Source organism: Aeribacillus sp. FSL K6-2833 (genome assembly GCF_037965815.1).
GTDB classification, from domain to species: domain Bacteria; phylum Bacillota; class Bacilli; order Bacillales; family Aeribacillaceae; genus Aeribacillus; species Aeribacillus composti.
The window spans coordinates 511658-529441 of sequence record NZ_CP150189.1 but is presented as its reverse complement, the minus strand read 5'-3'; the positions used below and the strand labels follow the sequence as shown (position 1 = coordinate 529441).

Annotated in this window: 14 protein-coding genes; 6 read left to right on the top strand and 8 right to left on the bottom strand. The window is 39.0% G+C overall.

The features are described 5' to 3' along the window. Positions 1–6: 6 nt before the first annotated feature. The gene (locus tag NSQ94_RS02680; protein WP_311067370.1) at positions 7–1782 is read right to left on the bottom strand and encodes an EAL domain-containing protein; all 1776 of its coding nucleotides are present in this window, start codon (positions 1780–1782) and stop codon (positions 7–9) included. A 289-nt stretch (positions 1783–2071) separates the two neighbouring features. Between NSQ94_RS02680 and NSQ94_RS02675 the strand changes: the two genes are divergently transcribed. The 4 genes from NSQ94_RS02675 to NSQ94_RS02660 are packed head-to-tail and all read left to right on the top strand — an operon-like array spanning position 2072 to position 7247. Then, complete coding sequence (locus NSQ94_RS02675) at positions 2072–3511, top strand: PTS mannitol transporter subunit IICBA (protein ID WP_339193378.1); 1440 nt, start codon at positions 2072–2074, stop codon at positions 3509–3511. A 40-nt stretch (positions 3512–3551) separates the two neighbouring features. After that, positions 3552–5654 carry a BglG family transcription antiterminator gene (locus NSQ94_RS02670; RefSeq protein WP_339193379.1) on the top strand — a complete coding sequence of 701 codons (2103 nt, stop codon included), beginning with the start codon at positions 3552–3554 and terminating at the stop codon, positions 5652–5654. Between the two features lies 1 nt (position 5655). After that, positions 5656–6090 carry a PTS sugar transporter subunit IIA gene (locus NSQ94_RS02665; protein ID WP_144598413.1) on the top strand — a complete coding sequence of 145 codons (435 nt, stop codon included), beginning with the start codon at positions 5656–5658 and terminating at the stop codon, positions 6088–6090. A 2-nt stretch (positions 6091–6092) separates the two neighbouring features. Further along, positions 6093–7247 carry a mannitol-1-phosphate 5-dehydrogenase gene (locus tag NSQ94_RS02660; RefSeq protein ID WP_063386827.1) on the top strand — a complete coding sequence of 385 codons (1155 nt, stop codon included), beginning with the start codon at positions 6093–6095 and terminating at the stop codon, positions 7245–7247. Between the two features lie 28 nt (positions 7248–7275). Here the strand turns inward: NSQ94_RS02660 and NSQ94_RS02655 are convergent, their stop codons facing one another. The 5 genes from NSQ94_RS02655 to NSQ94_RS02635 all read right to left on the bottom strand — a co-directional run bounded on the left by NSQ94_RS02655 (position 7276) and on the right by NSQ94_RS02635 (position 10482). Continuing rightward, positions 7276–7473: a hypothetical protein gene (locus NSQ94_RS02655; RefSeq protein WP_339230037.1), complete on the bottom strand. Its 198-nt coding sequence runs from the start codon at positions 7471–7473 to the stop codon at positions 7276–7278. Between the two features lie 74 nt (positions 7474–7547). Beyond that, entirely contained in the window at positions 7548–7934 is a 387-nt protein-coding gene (locus NSQ94_RS02650) for a gamma-glutamylcyclotransferase family protein (protein ID WP_311066542.1), read from the bottom strand. A 425-nt stretch (positions 7935–8359) separates the two neighbouring features. Next, positions 8360–8785, bottom strand: a complete 426-nt coding sequence (locus NSQ94_RS02645; RefSeq protein ID WP_063386829.1) for a threonine/serine exporter family protein — start codon at positions 8783–8785, stop codon at positions 8360–8362. Positions 8786–8802: 17 nt separating this feature from the next. Next, the gene (locus NSQ94_RS02640; RefSeq protein ID WP_339195832.1) at positions 8803–9495 is read right to left on the bottom strand and encodes a threonine/serine exporter family protein; all 693 of its coding nucleotides are present in this window, start codon (positions 9493–9495) and stop codon (positions 8803–8805) included. Between the two features lie 144 nt (positions 9496–9639). Next, on the bottom strand, positions 9640–10482 hold the full coding sequence (locus NSQ94_RS02635) for a TetR/AcrR family transcriptional regulator (RefSeq protein WP_130157426.1): 843 nt from the start codon (positions 10480–10482) through the stop codon (positions 9640–9642). A gap of 177 nt (positions 10483–10659) precedes the next feature. Here NSQ94_RS02635 and NSQ94_RS02630 point away from each other — a divergent pair, with 177 nt between their 5' ends. Further along, positions 10660–12087, top strand: coding sequence for a DHA2 family efflux MFS transporter permease subunit (locus tag NSQ94_RS02630; RefSeq protein WP_339195835.1), 1428 nt, complete (start codon positions 10660–10662; stop codon positions 12085–12087). A 323-nt stretch (positions 12088–12410) separates the two neighbouring features. On the opposite strand, the gene NSQ94_RS02625 is transcribed toward NSQ94_RS02630, so the two are convergent. Then, the gene (locus NSQ94_RS02625; RefSeq protein WP_063386832.1) at positions 12411–13586 is read right to left on the bottom strand and encodes an acetyl-CoA C-acetyltransferase; all 1176 of its coding nucleotides are present in this window, start codon (positions 13584–13586) and stop codon (positions 12411–12413) included. An 839-nt stretch (positions 13587–14425) separates the two neighbouring features. After that, entirely contained in the window at positions 14426–16036 is a 1611-nt protein-coding gene (locus NSQ94_RS02620) for an IS1634 family transposase (RefSeq protein ID WP_339229715.1), read from the bottom strand. A gap of 539 nt (positions 16037–16575) precedes the next feature. Between NSQ94_RS02620 and NSQ94_RS02615 the strand changes: the two genes are divergently transcribed. Next, positions 16576–17754, top strand: a complete 1179-nt coding sequence (locus NSQ94_RS02615; RefSeq protein WP_144598417.1) for a M20 family metallopeptidase — start codon at positions 16576–16578, stop codon at positions 17752–17754. Positions 17755–17784 lie beyond the last annotated feature (30 nt).

Below are 17784 nucleotides of genomic sequence, written 5' to 3'. Positions count from 1 at the left end.
CATTATTTACATTCTTCTTAAATAATCCCCGGCTTTATCCGCTGGCAAAGGTTTACTGAAATAGTATCCTTGCATAATATGACAGCCCTTCCCTAGCAAATATTTGAGCTGAACATTTGACTCGACCCCTTCTGCAATGACATCCAAATTTAGAGAATGAGCCATTGCGATGATGGCGTTGACGATTGGATTTTCCTTTTGCCCCTGCCCGATTTGCTGTATAAACGAACGGTCGATCTTAATTGCATTGACAGGAAGTCTATTCAAATAATAAAGAGAGGAAAAACCTTTGCCGAAATCGTCCAGATGAATGTGCACACCTAATGATTGGAGCTTTTGAATAATTTTTACCGCATGTTCAAAATCTTTTATGGCCGTTGTTTCCGTTATTTCGATGACAAGCGAAGAATACGGCAGCTTGTATTTTGAAATCGATTCCTGGACTTGATGAACTAAATCACTATGAAAAAATTTACGTGCCGACATATTAACCGCAATTGTTAATTGTTGATTACTAAATTCCTCCTGCCAGCATTTAAGCTGTTTACACGCTTCATCCAATCCTAAGTTTCCTATCAATTCAATCGTATTATCTTCTTCAGCCAACTCAATAAATTCTGATGGAGATAGAAACCCTTTCTCCGGGTGATTCCATCGAACTAAAGCCTCAAACCCGATGGTTCTCCTTTGAATGATGTCAACTTTCGGCTGATAATATAAGACAAACTCGTTCTTGGCAATACCGCGCCGCAGCTCCTGCTTCAAAAGAAAACGTTCGTAATGATGTTCCATAAAAGATTGATAGAAGCGATATGTGCTTTTCCCATCCTTTTTTGCCTCATACATGGCTAAGTCAGCATGATGGATCAGTGTGTCTGCATTGTGGCCATGCTCAGGAAAAAAAGAAACTCCTATGCTTACTGTGATAAACACAGCATTTTCTCCTAAAATTAGTGGATATTGAAGCTCATTGACAAGGTTTGCAGCTAAATTATAAACTTGATCCTTTTCTACATCTCTCAGCATGATGACAAATTCATCGCCGCTATTGCGGCAAAGAAGCGCGTTTTCGTTTTTCATTATGTCTTTTAATCGTTTTGCAAATTTGACTAACAGCTCGTCTCCCTTCTTATGCCCGAAAGAATCATTGATCATTTTAAAATTGTCAATGTCAATAAAGAAAAAGCCTCTTTTTATTTCAGGATGTTTTCCTATTTCTTCATCAACCATTTTTCGAAAAGTAGCCCGTTCTAATAAATTAGTCAACGAATCGTAGTGTGCCAGCTTTAATAATCTTTTTTCCTTTTTATTCCTAGCTATTTCCTTCGCAGTCCGATCCCTAAACAAGCGAAAAATCGTTTCGGCTTTCTCCTTTGTCTCCGTCGTCTCTATGTTTATAATAAAAATGAGCCCAATGATCTCCCCTTTGCTGCTTTTAAGAGGTATTTCCAAATAACCGGCGCCTTCTATATCTCCCTTTAATCTAGAGAATAACTGGTGAATTAATTTTTCGTAAAAGCTCGCTTCCTTTAAAGAACTTTCCAAAGCTAGTATTGGCTGAACATCTCCATCAGACAAATTTCCGTTTCGATACATTGCTAGTACATTTATTTTTGAAGATGTTTCGTCCACTTCTCCGACAAGGACTATTGGCGCATGTAATGTTTCTGCAATATACTTAACAAGGGAGCGAAAGTATTCTTCTCCAACATGAGTCAGCACTTCAACAGCCCGTATACCCAGCACTCTCTCAATCTCTTCCAGAGCTTCGTGTCTTTTCATCCCCACTACGATACCCTCCACATAATACGATTCCATTTTCAAGCACCTTATACAGAAAATAGAAGTTACATTTATAGTAATAAAATACAGGAAATTTGTCATCTGATAGATGCCAAAAAATAGCTAAAAAGAAGGATAAAAAGCATGCGTTTGGTTAAACTTCAAATAAATTTTGTCAGCAGCAAAAGTGACAAACTTGACTTTTCTTTAAATTGAGACTCGCAATGATAACGCTTTAAAATTTAAAATGTAGAAACATTATTCTAAAAAAATAAAAGGGGTGAACACAATGGCAGAATCAAATGTTAAAGTAAAAATACAGAGATTCGGCAGTTATTTAAGCGGAATGATTATGCCAAATATCGGCGCATTTATTGCGTGGGGACTCATCACTGCGTTATTTATACCGACTGGTTGGACACCAAATGAAGCTTTAGCAAAACTAGTGAATCCGATGATACAATATTTGTTGCCGCTTCTAATTGGTTTTACCGGCGGACGCATGGTGTATGATCTGCGCGGAGGAGTTGTGGGTGCAACCGCAACGATGGGAGTAATCGTTGGAGCGGACATTCCCATGTTTTTAGGTGCCATGATAATGGGCCCTCTTGGTGGGTATATTATAAAGCAAGTGGACAGACTGTTCCAAGGAAAAGTTAAATCCGGATTTGAGATGCTTGTCAACAATTTTTCAGCTGGTATTGTCGCTGCTATTTTAACGATTATTGCTTTTTTAGGAATCGGCCCGATTGTCTTAACTTTGAGCAGCGTTTTGGCAGGTGGAGTTAAATTCATTGTCGATGCCAACCTGCTTCCGCTCGCAAGTATATTTATCGAACCCGGAAAAGTGCTGTTTTTAAATAATGCGATTAATCATGGAATTTTAAGCCCGCTCGGAATTGAACAAGCAGCAGAAACAGGCAAATCCGTTTTATTTTTGCTTGAAACGAATCCAGGGCCAGGTCTAGGAATTTTGCTTGCCTATATGCTGTTTGGAAAAGGAAATTCTAAACAAACTGCTCCTGGTGCAGCCATTATTCACTTTTTGGGTGGAATTCACGAAATTTACTTCCCTTATATTTTAATGAGACCATTATTAATTTTAGCTGCTATTGCCGGCGGAGCGAGCGGAGTGTTAACATTCTTACTTTTTGATGCCGGACTTGTGGCAGTGCCTTCGCCGGGAAGTATTATTGCATTAATGATTATGACTCCAAAAGGACATTATATAAGTGTGTTGGCTGGTGTTATTGTTGCAACTGCTGTTTCATTCCTCATCTCAAGCATCATCTTAAAAGCAGCGAAAGCAGACAGCAAGGAAGACTTATCAGCAGCAGCAGAGAAAATGCAGCAATTAAAAGGTAAAGAAAGCAAAGCAGCAGAAATGCTCACAAATCAAGCGCAAAAAGACAGTGAAGATGCCGAGCTGCAAGAAAATGAATTAGACAATGTCCAAAAGATTGTTTTTGCTTGTGACGCAGGCATGGGATCCAGTGCAATGGGCGCTTCCATTTTGCGAAACAAAGTCAAAAAAGCTGGGTTAAATATCGAAGTAACAAACACTGCCATCAACAATTTGCCTGATGACGCAGACATTGTATTTACACATAAAGATTTAACAGATAGAGCAAAAGCAAAGCTTCCAAATGCAACACACATTTCTGTTGAGAATTTCTTAAACAGTCCTAAGTACGATGAACTGCTAGAAAAATTAAAAGAACAGTCATAAGCAGATTGCACAGCTGTGCACTTTAAAAGGGGTGAATTCCATGTACTTGCGGGCGAGAGAACGGGAAATCATCGAATTAATGCTGCAGGAGGACCGACACATTTCCACAAAAGAGATCGCTGAACGATTAAACGTCAGCTCAAGAACAGTTCACCGGGAGCTTAAAAATATAAAAAAAGTGATAAAAAAATATGGTCTTTATATTGACAGCCTGCAAGGAAAAGGAATTCGCTTATTCGGTCCATCGCTGCGGAAACAAAATTTATTAAAAGATATCCGATCTGGAGAGCACACAGACTTTAGCCAAGAAGAAAGAAAAGTGCTTATCCTATGTTCACTTTTAGAGGCCAGCGAGCCTCTAAAACTGTTTACACTAGCCGAAAAATTAAACGTCACTTCTGCAACCGTAAGCAATGATTTAGATCAAATCGAAGAATGGATTGCTCAATTTGATTTGAAGCTCATCCGAAAAAGAGGATACGGAATAGAACTCATTGGACCAGAAAATGGAAAGAGGGCTCTCCTTGGAAACATTATAATGGAGAAATTGGATGAAAAAAGTTTTTTGCAAGCAATTGAAAGGCAAATAAAAGAAGAGAAAAATGAAAAAAGGGAGAAAATTTTTGAAATCATTGATGAAGAAAAAATAAAAACGGTTGAAGGAGTACTTGAAAATTTTCGGCAAACCATTTTATTTTCTATTGCGGACAGTGCCTATATTGCTCTTGCAGTCCATTTAATGCTGGCAGCGGAAAGAATCCAAAAAGGCGAAACGATCGATATCGATCCTCAAGTTTTTCAAGAATTGAAAGGCACAAAAGAATTCGAATCCGCCCGTATGATCGTCAAAGAATTGGAAAAAGCCTTTCAGGTCAAGTTTCCTGAAGCGGAAATCGGCTATGTCACGACTCATTTATTAGGAGCGCGCAGAAAAGAAGATAAAGATTTTTCCTTCTTTGATGTAGATGTAGACATTTCAAGAAAAGTCCATGCGCTCATTGAATTTGTTTCCAACAAAACCGGCTTTCCCTTGACGGAAGATCAATCTTTATATCAAGGGTTGGTGGCCCATTTTGTCCCTGCTATTACACGTTCAAAAGAGAAGATTCATACGCACAATCCTCTGCTGCAACAGATCAAAACAAAATTTTCCGCCCTTTTCGCGTCTGTCGAAGAAGGGGTAAAAAAAATCTTTTATGATCTTCATTTATCAGAGGATGAAATTGGCTTTCTCGTACTGCATTTTGGCTCCGCTTTGGAATCAAAGATGGAGAATATTTCGCTGCAGGGATTAGTTGTTTGCCCCAGCGGAATCGGTTCTTCCAAAATGCTGGCAACGAGACTTCGCAAGGAATTTCCTGAAATAGAAAACATTCATATTGCTTCTCTTATTGATTTAAAAAGGCTGGATGTCAGCCAATACGATATTATTATTTCAACTACCGATCTTCCGTATCGTCATGTGCCATATATTACAGTTAACCCGCTGTTAAATGAGCATGATATCGCCAAAATAAAAAGGTACATGAATGAAAAGCTGACAGAATTCAAAAGAATTGAAAACAATGTTCCGGGCATTCCTTTCCGGAAAAATCCTTCAAACGATATGATTCACATCATCGATCAATTTTTTGAACTGGGCGATATTATCAAAACAGTTTTGCTCCATTTCAATGTGAGCTTGCTTGAAAATACAGGACAGCATAAAAAAAATCTTTTGGAAATCGCCCGCACATTGCATAAAGAAAAATTGATCACAAATGATGAATCCGTTGCGAAGAAGCTTTTGGCGAGAGAACAAAAAGGAGGATTGGGAATTCCCGGGACAAAAATTGCTTTATTTCATTTAAAAGATGAAGAAGTATTGATTCCTTTATTTCGTATTTATGATTTGGACAAAGCGGACAACGTCCTCGGAATGGACGGAAATGCGATGGAAATCAGCCGGATATTGCTGCTTTTAGCTCCTGAACAGCTAACTCAAAATAAGCTGGAAATATTAAGCCAAATCAGTTCAGCTATTATTGAAAGCAAAAGCAGTTTAGCATTATTTGAAAACGGAGATGAAACAGCCGTCTATCATAAACTGAATGTGATTTTCCATCATTATATGAAAGAAAAATTTTTTAATTGGAGTGAGTGAGATGAAGCCAATACTAACAACTGACAACATTGTTTTAAATGCAAAGGTGTCCAATCAGGAGGAAGCTATTAAATTAGCCGGAAAGGTACTTGTTGAAAACGGGTATGTGAATGAACACTATATCACTAAAATGCTTGAAAGAGAGCGAATCACTTCCACATATATGGGGAACCATATAGCTATTCCACACGGAACAGACGAAGGAAAAAAAGACATTTTAACATCAGGTATTTCCATTATTCAAATTCCTGAAGGCGTAGAATATGGAGAAGGCAACATTGCTAAAGTAGTGTTCGGAATTGCCGGAAAAGACAACGAACATTTGGAGCTCTTGTCGAAAATCGCCATCCTTTGCTCAGAGGAAGAAAATGTTGACCGTATAATCAATGCAGCAACCAAAGAAGAATTAATCAATTTATTCAATGAGGTGGAATAAACATGATCGCTTTGCAGTTCGGCGCTGGAAATATAGGAAGAGGATTCATCGGCGCTCTTCTAAATCAAGCTAACTATGAAATATATTTTCTTGACGTGAATGAAAATCTAATCTCTGAGCTAAATAAAAGAGGAAGTTATATCATCGAATTAGCCAGCGAAAAAAAAGAAACAATCACCGTCACAGGTGTAAAAGGAATTAACAGTGCAAAACAAACTGACAAAGTTATCGATCTCATTTGCCAAGCTGACTTAATTACAACGGCTGTCGGTCCAAATATTTTAAAAATCATTGCACCGACAATCGCTTCAGGACTTAAGGAACGATTTAAACAGTCAGTCCAGCCTTTAAACATTATTGCATGTGAAAATATGATCGGCGGCAGCCAATTATTAAAAGAAGAAGTGCGCAAATCGCTTACAGATGAAGAAAAACAAAAATTGGATCAATATGTTGGCTTTCCTAATGCAGCTGTCGACCGCATCGTTCCATTACAAACCCACGAGGACCCTTTAAAAGTTTCTGTTGAACCATTTTTTGAATGGGTCGTGGAAAAAACAGACATAAAAGGAAGCTTGCCAAATATTCAAGGAATCACCTATGTTGACGACTTAAATCCATATATTGAGCGCAAGCTATTTACTGTCAACACTGGACATGCTACTGCAGCTTATTTAGGCTATTTCAAAAATATAGAAACAATCGACAAAGCTGTATTGGACCCGTTTGTCCGCCCAATTTTAGAAGGCGCGCTAGCTGAAACCGGCGACATGCTGGCGAAAACTTATCATTTTGATCGTTCCGAGCATCAAAAATATATCGATAAGATTATCTCTAGATTTGAAAACAAACAAATTTCCGATAATGTCACTAGAGTAGCCAGATCGCCTATTCGCAAGCTTGGCGCAAACGACCGATTAATTTTACCAGCAAAAAGATTAATGGAATTCGGTCAAAAACCTGAAAATCTCGCAACAGCCGTAGCAGCTGCGCTATTGTTTGACTATAAAGAAGACCAAGAGGCAGTCGAATTGCAAGAAATCATTAAAACAAAAGGAGCAGCTGCAGCTTTGAAGCAGTACAGCCAGCTTGACGAAAACGACCCGTTAACAAAACTAATTCTTGAAAAATATGAACAGCTCATCAAATTGAAATAATGTAAGCAGGATGGTTCATTCTGCCTGTTTAAACACCGGGGCTGTCCGATAAGTCCCTAAAATGAAGCAAGTGGAGAAAAACAATTCGTTTCTCTCCACTTGCTTTTATATTTTTTCGATTTTTATCTGAAAGTAGCTGGCGGATGCCGGCTACTTTCAGGAAGTTGTGGGCTAATGCCACAATCCCGTCAATCAAATGTAATGAACAAGAAAACATATTCATCATTCACAATCAATACTAAAACTATACAAAGAAGGCTGACTCAACATCGCTGAAAAGCAATGTGTTGAATCAGCCTTTTACTTTTGATTTCTCCGATGCTCTCTCCATGAATTGGAATATATGATAGGAAGATGCTGCGCTTTTTCCAAGGAATATACGTAAACAAAACCTTCTATATTTTGCCGGCTATCCTTGACCCAAACGCGCTCATACTCATTATTCGGCCGCCCTTCTATAAAATCCTCCAGCAAATCCATTTGCCTCAATCCTTCTTCTGTTACAATGAACCATTCACCGGCAACTTCATCTTCACCTTCATCAAGGACAAGCGCTGGATAATCTCCTACATCATATAGGCGTCCTTTCACATGTCCTCTTTCGCAAGAGATTAAATAAGGCTCTACAACATGATGATTTGCTTCCCCGACTAACAACGTTCCATACACAAAAACTTGATAAAGCATGGCTGCTCACCTCAAAAAGTATAATCAGATCAGCGAACACCGACATTTAGTTGAAAAAGAGCTATTGCACACTTCAAAAAGCATAGTCCGGTCAGCGTGTCTATGAAAGCTAGTATGTATAAAAATTTGTTTCTTAGACGACAAATACTTCGGAAAATCAAGTTGAAATGAGCGATTGTCCACCTTAAAAGCATAGCCTAGCCAGCGTGTCCTATGAAAGCTAGTATGTATAAAATTCGTGCCTAGACGACAAATGTACCGGCAAACTAATTGAAACGAGCTACTACCCACCTCAAAAATCAAGTTGAAATGAACGATTCCCCACCTCAAAATGCATAGTCTGGTCAGCGAGACTATGAGAGTTGACATGTATAAAAATTTGTTTCCTAAGCGACAAACACACGTCAACCAATTGAAAAGAGCTACTACCGAATAATTTTCATAATCATCCGATTCAATACTTCGGAAAACACTAGTCCCATGGCGATAGCTCCTGATATGATAAAAGCTTTAGCTGCTAGTTCAATCGCCGTAAAATAGTCTTGCTCGACTACATGGCGCATGGCATCATACGCAATCCCTCCTGGGACAAGCGGAATAATACCTGGAACAGAAAAAATGATGATCGGCGCTTTATACATTTTCGTAAACAAGTGACTAATGAAGGCAACAAGAAGCGCTGATATAAATGCAGCGATAATTAAATCCATCTTAAAATGAATCAAGAATAAATACGAAAGCCATCCAACTGCTCCCGCAATTCCACATGCAAATAACGTCTTTTTTGGTACATTAAAAATAATTCCAAATGCAAATGCTGCAATAAAGCTTGCTGCAAGTTGTGACAGCATGACAACAATCCTTTCAATTAATAAATCGATAAAACAATGGCAATTCCTGACCCGATCGCAAAAGCTGTTAAAAACGCTTCAGCTCCCTTTGATAATCCAGCCACTAAATGTCCTGCCATCAAATCGCGGACAGCATTTGTGATATGCAGCCCCGGTACAAGCGGCATGACAGAACCGATAATAATTTTATCTAAATCTATCCCGATGCCCAGCTTCACCTGCCAAATGGCTGTAAATCCAATGACAAACGATGCTAAGAACTCTGAAAAAAATTTAATTTTAGCAAAACGATGAACATAAACTAAAAATGTAAAACCTAAACCGCCTGAAATCATGGCAGGAACAAAATCTGCCCACTTTCCTTGAAACATGATTAAAAACCAGCCGCTCAAGATGGAAACAGAGGTCAATTGCAGCCAAACTGGATATTCAGGTTTTGATTCGTCTATTTGCTTCAGTTCCAGTAAAGCTTCATCAACAGATATTTCACCCTGCGCCATCCTTCTAGAAATGTTGTTCACCATCGCAACTTTATTTAAATCTATTGTCCGTTCCAGCACACGTACAAGTTTTGTCTGTTCCATTTCGTCAATGGAAAATATAATTCCAGTGGGCATAGCAAAACAATGAGACTGCTTTATACCAAGGGATGTAGCCATCCTCTGCATCGTATCCTCAACGCGGTACGTTTCCGCTCCATTTTCAAGCATAATTTTACCAGCTAGCAAACAGGCTTCAATAATCTTGTTGGAATTTAATTGCACGCTAATCTCTCCAATAAACTTCATTTCCTATTATTATATCCAAGTCTTTTGGTAAGTGAATGGCAAAACGATTCAGCCTTTTATAGACCTTTAAGTATTAAATCTTAGCACCTCATCGACCAAATGCTCAAGCTTTTTCTTCTGATCAACTTGGGACATCACCGCGTAAATCAGCGCTCGCCGCGGAACAGAAGATTGCAATTCTTCCTTTAGAAAGGATAGCAATTCCTTTTGCTCCTCATCTGCCGATTTTTTAATTTTATCAATTTGATTGAAAAGGGATTCCTTTTTCTTTTTCCGATTCAAAGCCTCTTCCGGCTCCAGCCTTTCTACTATATCCGGATCAAATAGCTGATCCTTCGTTTTCACAACATTTTCCGCTATTTTTTCAATTCTTCTCAACGAATAAGCGATTATGCTGTTAATTTCTATTTCTGCTCCGGCAGTGACAGCGAAATGAATGGCGTTTTGAACCATTCCATACAACAACACAGCCAAATCAACCGAATACGGACGTACTTGTTCCCCGAATACTTCTGCAATCCTCTTCTGTGCCCAGCAAAGTTCATCAAAATGATACTGCTGCACCAATCCTTTAAGCTCTTCATCTTCTGACATCAGCACACCATAAAACAGAGCGAATAGTTTATTTTCTTTACTGATTTCCATCTTGACTTGAATTTGCTCGATAAACGCGTTTTTATCGTTTGCTTGCCTGCCAGCCAACACTTCTATTCTCCGCTGATCTGTTTCCATTTTAATCTTTTCAAAAATACTAATTAAAAGTTCTTTTTTCGATGAGAAATAATTATAAAATGTCCCTTTCGATATCCCGCTTTTATCTAAAATATCTTGAACTGATGTTCTCACAAATCCCTTTTCAACAAAAAGAGTATGCGCCGCTTCCATTACTTGTCTTTTTCGATCGTTCAATTTGACTGCACATCCTTTATGATTGAACTCAAAAATAAAAGTTATTGTTGATTTTTTTATACTATCAGTATATATTATTATTATCTTTTATAACAACAGTATAAAATAATATACTATAAGTACAAGGAGGATTCTCACTTGACTAATCATGAAACATTAAACAAACCGCCTTATGGGATGATTGCCATTTTATTTGTTGGTGCATTTGTGTCTTTTGTTAACGAAACGTTTCTAAATGTTGCACTACCATCCATTATGAAGGATTTTGAAATATCCCCTTCATCTGCGCAATGGCTGTCAACAGGCTACATGTTGATTAATGGGATTTTAATTCCTGCCAGCGCGTTCTTGTTGCAAAAGTTTACGAATCGCCAACTATATATTACAGCAATGGGCTTGTTTACAGCCGGTACGGTGTTAGCTTCACTTTCGCCGACATTCGGCGTGTTATTGGTTGCAAGAATGTTTCAAGCGGCCGGTTCAGCGATCATGGCTCCCTTATTAATGAATGTCATGCTTGTCGCTTTTCCTGTTGAACGACGCGGCACAGCAATGGGATTTTTTGGACTAGTGATGATCACTGCGCCAGCGATAGGACCAACGCTATCCGGATGGATTGTTGAGCATTATTCATGGCGCACACTGTTTGACATCGTTATTCCGATCGCTGCTCTCACACTCATCCTTGCAATCTTTAAATTAAAAAACATTTTGCCGCAAAAACAAATATCTTTGGATATTTTATCGCTCATCTTATCAAGCATCGGGTTTGGCGGCATTTTATACGGGTTTAGCTCCGCCGGGGAAAAAGGCTGGGATTCCGTTCAGGTATATGGAACCATTATTGTCGGAACGATCAGCTTAGTCTTGTTTATTGTGCGGCAATTAAAAATGGAAGAGCCTCTTTTGCAATTTCGAATTTATAAATATCCGATGTTCGCCTTATCATCCGCAATTTCGATCGTTCTTTCGATGACGATGTTCTCAGCGATGCTGCTTATGCCAATATATATTCAGACAATTCGCGGGATTTCACCTTTTGATTCCGGACTTTTAATGCTGCCGGGAGCAATCATCATGGGAATTATGTCGCCGATAACAGGAAGGCTTTTTGATAAATTTGGCGCTAGAGCGCTCGCCATTATCGGCTTATCTATTACCATTTTTACAACATACGAATTCAGCCACTTAGCAATGGATACATCCTACAGCTTTTTAATGCTTATGTACTCATTAAGAATGTTGGGAATGTCGATGGTGATGATGCCCGTCATGGCAAACGGAATCAATCAGCTGCCGCAAACTATGAACCCGCACGCTACAGCGATGAACAACACGTTGCAGCAAGTTTCAGGAGCTGCTGGTTCAGCGCTGCTTGTCACGCTCATGCAAAATAAAACGGAGTCGGAGGCGGAGCGATTGGCTCAAGCCGCAGCGGGTGATCCAGCTAAAATGGCCGATATTATGAATGAGGCAATGCTGAATGGAATCAACTTTTCTTTCAAAATATCATTGTTAATTGCACTGATCGCCCTCGTTCTCACTTTCTTTATCAAACGGGCAAAACCTGAAGGAGAAACATATTTAAAGCAATCCGCATCATAAAATAGAAAGCCTCTAGACGAAGTTCATAAGTCTAGAGGCTTTTTCATTCAAAATAGATTTTCCAAGCCGGAATTAAAAGGCAGCTTCAACAGCAGCTGAACATTTCATACCTTTTTATTTATCATCAACTCTCTTATAATCAAAAAAGTTGCAGAGACTGCTTCAATAATATGTTCTGCATCAGCAGTTGACATTCCGATACAGTTGCCCCATTTTTCTTTTGAAATCCCCTTGCCGAATGGAAACAAATAAGGCTTGATCCGCCAATATATTTAACCCGTTATTTTCTCGTGTAGCCGAAACATTCAATTTTTTCTGCGGATTTACAGCGCTTCCCAAACAGCGGCGATTCCTTGTCCTCCGCCAATACATGCAGATACAGCGCCATATTTTTTGTTTCGCCTTTTTAATTCATAAATAAGAGTTGTCGTGATTCTTGTTCCGCTTGCAGCAAGAGGATGTCCTAGCGCAACGGCTCCCCCATTTACATTTCCTATTTCAAGATCAAAGCCTAATTCTTTTTGGCATGCTAAATATTGAGCAGAGAAAGCTTCATTGATTTCAATTAAGTCCAAATCAGAAATCGTTAAATTTGCTTTCTTTAATGCATTTTGAATAGCAGGAACCGGACCGATCCCCATATACTTCGGTTCTACTCCTACAACATCCCAGGAAACAAGGCGGGCAATCGGTTTTAACCCCTTTTCTTCTGCATAATCACTTGATGCAATGACAACAGCTGCTGCTCCATCAACCATACCGCTTGCATTTCCCGGCGTGACAACACCATTTTCAATAAATCTAGGCTTTAATTTACTAAGCTGCTCCATGCTCGTATGGCGGATATGTTCATCTTGATCAATAATGATGTCTCCTTTTTTCCCTTTCACAGTAACCGGTACAATTTCTTCTTTAAAATACCCTTTTTCTCTCGCTGCAATCGCACGCTCATGGCTAGATAAAGCATGACGGTCAATTTCTTCCCTCGTTAAATTATATTTGACAGCTAAATTTTCAGCTGTTTCAGCCATTGTGCAGCCGCCATACGTATCATATAGTCCATCCCATAACCAGTCTTCTACAACAGGCGAACCTAGAGGACTTCCCCATCTCATACCGCGAATGACATGCGGTACTTGACTCATATTTTCCGTGCCGCCAGCCAGCACAACATTTGCTTCTCCCGTTAAAATGTAGCGGGCGCCTGTTAAGATTGCTTCAATCCCCGTCCCGCATAAACGATTAATCGTTACGGCAGGAACTTCAATCGGGGTGCCGGCTTTTAATCCAACATGTCTTGCTAAAATGTGTGCATCTCTACTTGATTGCTGAACGTTTCCAAACACAACATGATCAATTTCATCAGGCGAAATATTAGATTTTCGAATAGCTTCTTTAGCCGCAAATGCACCTAAATCAGTCGCAGTAGTGTTTCGAAATGATCCAGATATTTCAGCAAATGCCGTTCTTGCTCCTTCCAGCAAAACGATATCTTTCATTTTATTCACTCCTCTAAACATTTAGGTATTCCAGCAGTTCCTTTGCATGTATCAAATATTTCTGATGCGTTAGCGCATAAAAAAGCGTTTTCATTTATCAGAATAATGAAAATTATTTACACGCTCATTATAAAATTACGAAAATTAAATAACAATGTTAAAAATACTTAAAAATCAAAGGAGAATTCAGCAAATTTGCGTATAGATGAACTAAACGTCAGGTAAAAACGGTTTTTCAAAAACAACCGCTGGATTGTTAATGAGGTAAAAAATGGAATGATGTCAAAATAAGTTGGGGTGAATATTTTCGATCATTTGCTGAAAGTATGATGGTTGCCAAAGAAAAAACAGTAGTATTGGATCTTGAAGAATTAGAGATACATTATATTCTAGAAAAGAAGAATTAATTATTAAACCACTCTGGAATGTACAATTTAAAAATGGTAGAAACCCGGAAAAGAAGATGGCACCTTATCTGATGGTACTAATCCGGACGAATAAAATAATTTTTGTTGTTTTTAAAAACCAATCATCGAATATTACATTTCTCGCTTTAGGAAAAGGACAGATCATTTTTATGTTCGAACGTTCTGGTTGTTCGATTATTTTTATGGCGCTTTCTTTATATCCCTTTTCCAGCTTGGTTCTTTCGTTTTGAGCAATAGCGAACTTTTCATGAGTTAACCTCTTTTGTTTCTACTAGAGTTCTATATAGAGGCAGCGAATACATTCTTAAATGGTTCTGTAAAATATAACTCAAGTTTGACAGAGTACACTAAAGAAAAGCCCGAAAATACTGGTGTTTTGGACTTTACCCACAACACGTACCACTACACTTGTTAGTGGCACGTGTTTTTTTCTAATACTCTAGGAGGCGCTTGTGTGACAAGTGCTTCAAATGCTAGATTTGCTTGACCTTGTAATTCTGTACGAACGATTTGCTCTTCACCATTCACGCGTATTTTCGAGGCCTTCATCTGGCTTACATCATGCAAAATATCCTTTACACTTGTTTGGCATCCTATTTCTTTTAGCTTATAGGCCAAAAAGGATTCCATGACAAGCGCAAGGAAACAAACCATGATATGGCCTCGAATACGAGATTCCACTCGATGGTACATCGGGCGAAGTTCTAGATTCGACTTCAGGTTACGAAAGGCTTGTTCCACTCTCCACAACTCTTTATAGGCAAGTGCTGCCTCTTCATCCGTTAATGACGAGTTGGTCCGAATGGCGTACTTTCCGTCAAACTTTTCGTCATTGGATACCTTCTCTTCATCAATTTTGGCCGATGCTTTTTCTATCGTTAAAAACTTGGAATACGCACGGTTTTTGACGAGTCCAGATGGACCGAGTTCATCAAGCTTCGATTGAAGGTTTTCTAACACGACTTGACGACTCGCTCGATCACGTTCTTCAGCGTCCGGATTGTAACAGAGTACATACGTTTCGCCATCGATTTTCTTTGACTTCACTTTTAGATTCGGGAGAACCTTCTTATATGGCCCACGGATGGATAATAGCTCTTGGGCTTTCTTCGACTTTCGTAATTTGACACCCACAATATATTCCATGCCCAGTTCACGAATTTGATCTAAGTTGGCTTCACTAACCATTCCGCGGTCTCCCACTAGAATGACTTTCTGAATAGGATAGCGCTTCTTCAGGTCTCCAACCACCATGCCAAATGTCTTCGTATCATGCATGTTTCCAGGGAAGACTTGATGTCCAATCGGAATCCCTGTTTTGGTCATTAATAAGCCAATCACGACTTGTTTTCGATCTCCACGATGATCTTTGGAGTAACCATAGTGAGCCAGCAGTTCGTCTGCTTCCTCTCCTTCGAAATAGGTGCTTGTCGTGTCGTAAAACACGATATCTACTTCTAATGAGGTTAAATCGGTTAAATGTCCATAAAGTTGTTCCTCAATTTTTTCTTTTTGTTCACTTAAGAAGTCTAATGCACGATAGTAGTGATGGAGTTGGATGTCTGAAAGACCTTCTGCATAAATCGTGTCGATCCATTGTTTGAAGATATAATGCTTACTATTGGGATCCATGAGACGGTTTAACACCATGGCAAAAATGGCTTCGTCATACCGAGAAGCAGCCTCGGAATCATCCGTGATTTTACGTAATAGCCGACCAAGCCCTAACTTTTCCCATACCTTTCGGAACAGATAAACCGGCCCAAACTCTTTTGTCCAAAGCACGGAGACAGAAGAGGAAGAGCCTTGCCCGTGAATTCGGTCAAAGTAACGCTCTGAAAATTTGGCTAATCCCTCGATTATGTTATCGACAGAGCCATTCTCTAATAAATGTTCTAACCTCCCTAGATTACAAAGCGTTTGTTGCCGAACTTTATTGTCTACACGAAATGTACGACATATTTGTAGATATTGACGAACAGAACCATTTTTATTTTTTTGCTTATTAATTCGAATATACATAGCACTAATAGTATAACATATATTACATATTATTGGATATACAAAAGTTATCCACATAACACTACATAATGATTATATTTTCGATAAAAAAAGTGGATAACTATTGGTATAATCACCTTTAGTTATCCACATGTAGTGAAATGGTGTCAAACTTGAGTATAAATAAATGAAAAATTTTACTTGGTGTGACAAAAAAAGGGAGGTAAAATGAATATTAAGTAATTGCAATATATTGTATAGGTTTAATAAAGAATTGGTGATTAAAATATTTAACCATACCTGAAAAAGCAGTTTTCGTACTTCTAAAGAAGGCGAAATATTAAAAAAATTTAAAGAAAATAATACGTGATGAAGCCTTTTTTAGTTGGATTAGAAGTAAAGACGAGTTTTATCTAACGCTGCTAAAGAGTTTATTTTGATCTTAAAACTCAGCTTACTTCTCTTCCCAGCTAGACTACTAGATACTTCATATTTCTGATGATGATTTAACAGCTTTTAATCGAAAAAAAGGATCATTATTTTTGAAAGAAGGTGCGAAAATGATTAAGGAGCTTCATCGTTCTTTAATGGAAAATTTCGAACAATTGGTTTCGTGGAGAAGATATTTGCATCGTCATCCTGAGCTTTCTTTTCAAGAGGAAAATACACCGAAATTTATTGCAGAGAAGCTTTCCTCCTTTGGGATTGAGGTAAAGACCGGAATCGGTGGAAATGGAGTTGTCGGAATGATCAAGGGCGGAAAAGAAGGAAGAACCATTGCCTTCCGCGCTGATTTTGATGCGCTTCCGATCCATGAAGAGAACGACTCTCCTTACAGATCGTCCGTAAAAGGAGTTATGCATGCATGCGGCCACGACGGGCATACAGCAGCTCTCCTCGGGGTTGCAAAAGTATTAAGTGAAATCGACCGCAGCCGTTTAAAAGGCAACATCGTATTCATCTTTCAGCACGCGGAGGAAAAACCGCCCGGCGGCGCCAAGTTTATGATTGAAGATGGATGCCTGGACGATGTTGACCTTGTATTTGGCGCACATGTTTCCACTGATATTCCGTACGGCAAAATAGGCTTACGAGAAGGACCCGTTATGGCTGCTGTCGATGCATTTACGATTCAAATAAAAGGAAAAGGAGGCCACGGGGCCCGTCCGCATGAAACAGTAGATGCTCTTGTCATCGGCAGCCAAATTGTGAACTACTTGCAGCAAATTGTCAGCAGACGCGTGAATCCGATAGATTCAGCTGTTGTGACAGTTGGTGTGTTTCAAGCAGGAACAGCTTTCAATGTCATTGCAGAAAACGCTAGAATAGAAGGGACAGTAAGAACATTTAATCCAAACGTTAGGAAGCAAATTGAGGAAGAGATCAGAGCGATTGTTCAAGGGCTATGCCAAGCTTCGCACGCAAGCTACGAAATTGATTATTTAAACGGCTATCCTCCAGTTATCAATCCTAGAAATGAAACCGAACAATTGCGAGCCATTATTAGCGAGACGTATGCATCTGACTGTTTTTATAATTATCAGCCGTCAATGGGAGCAGAAGATTTTGCATACTACTTAAATCATAAACCAGGTGTTTATTTTCATGTCGGTGCAAGAGGAGACGATCCAAAAACTCATTATCCTCATCACCATCCCCGCTTTGACTTTGACGAGCGTGCGCTTCTCGTCTCAGGGAAAATATTTTTAAGTATTGTCAATCATTATCTTTTACAATAAAAAAATGATGTCAATTAAAAGTGGTGCAAC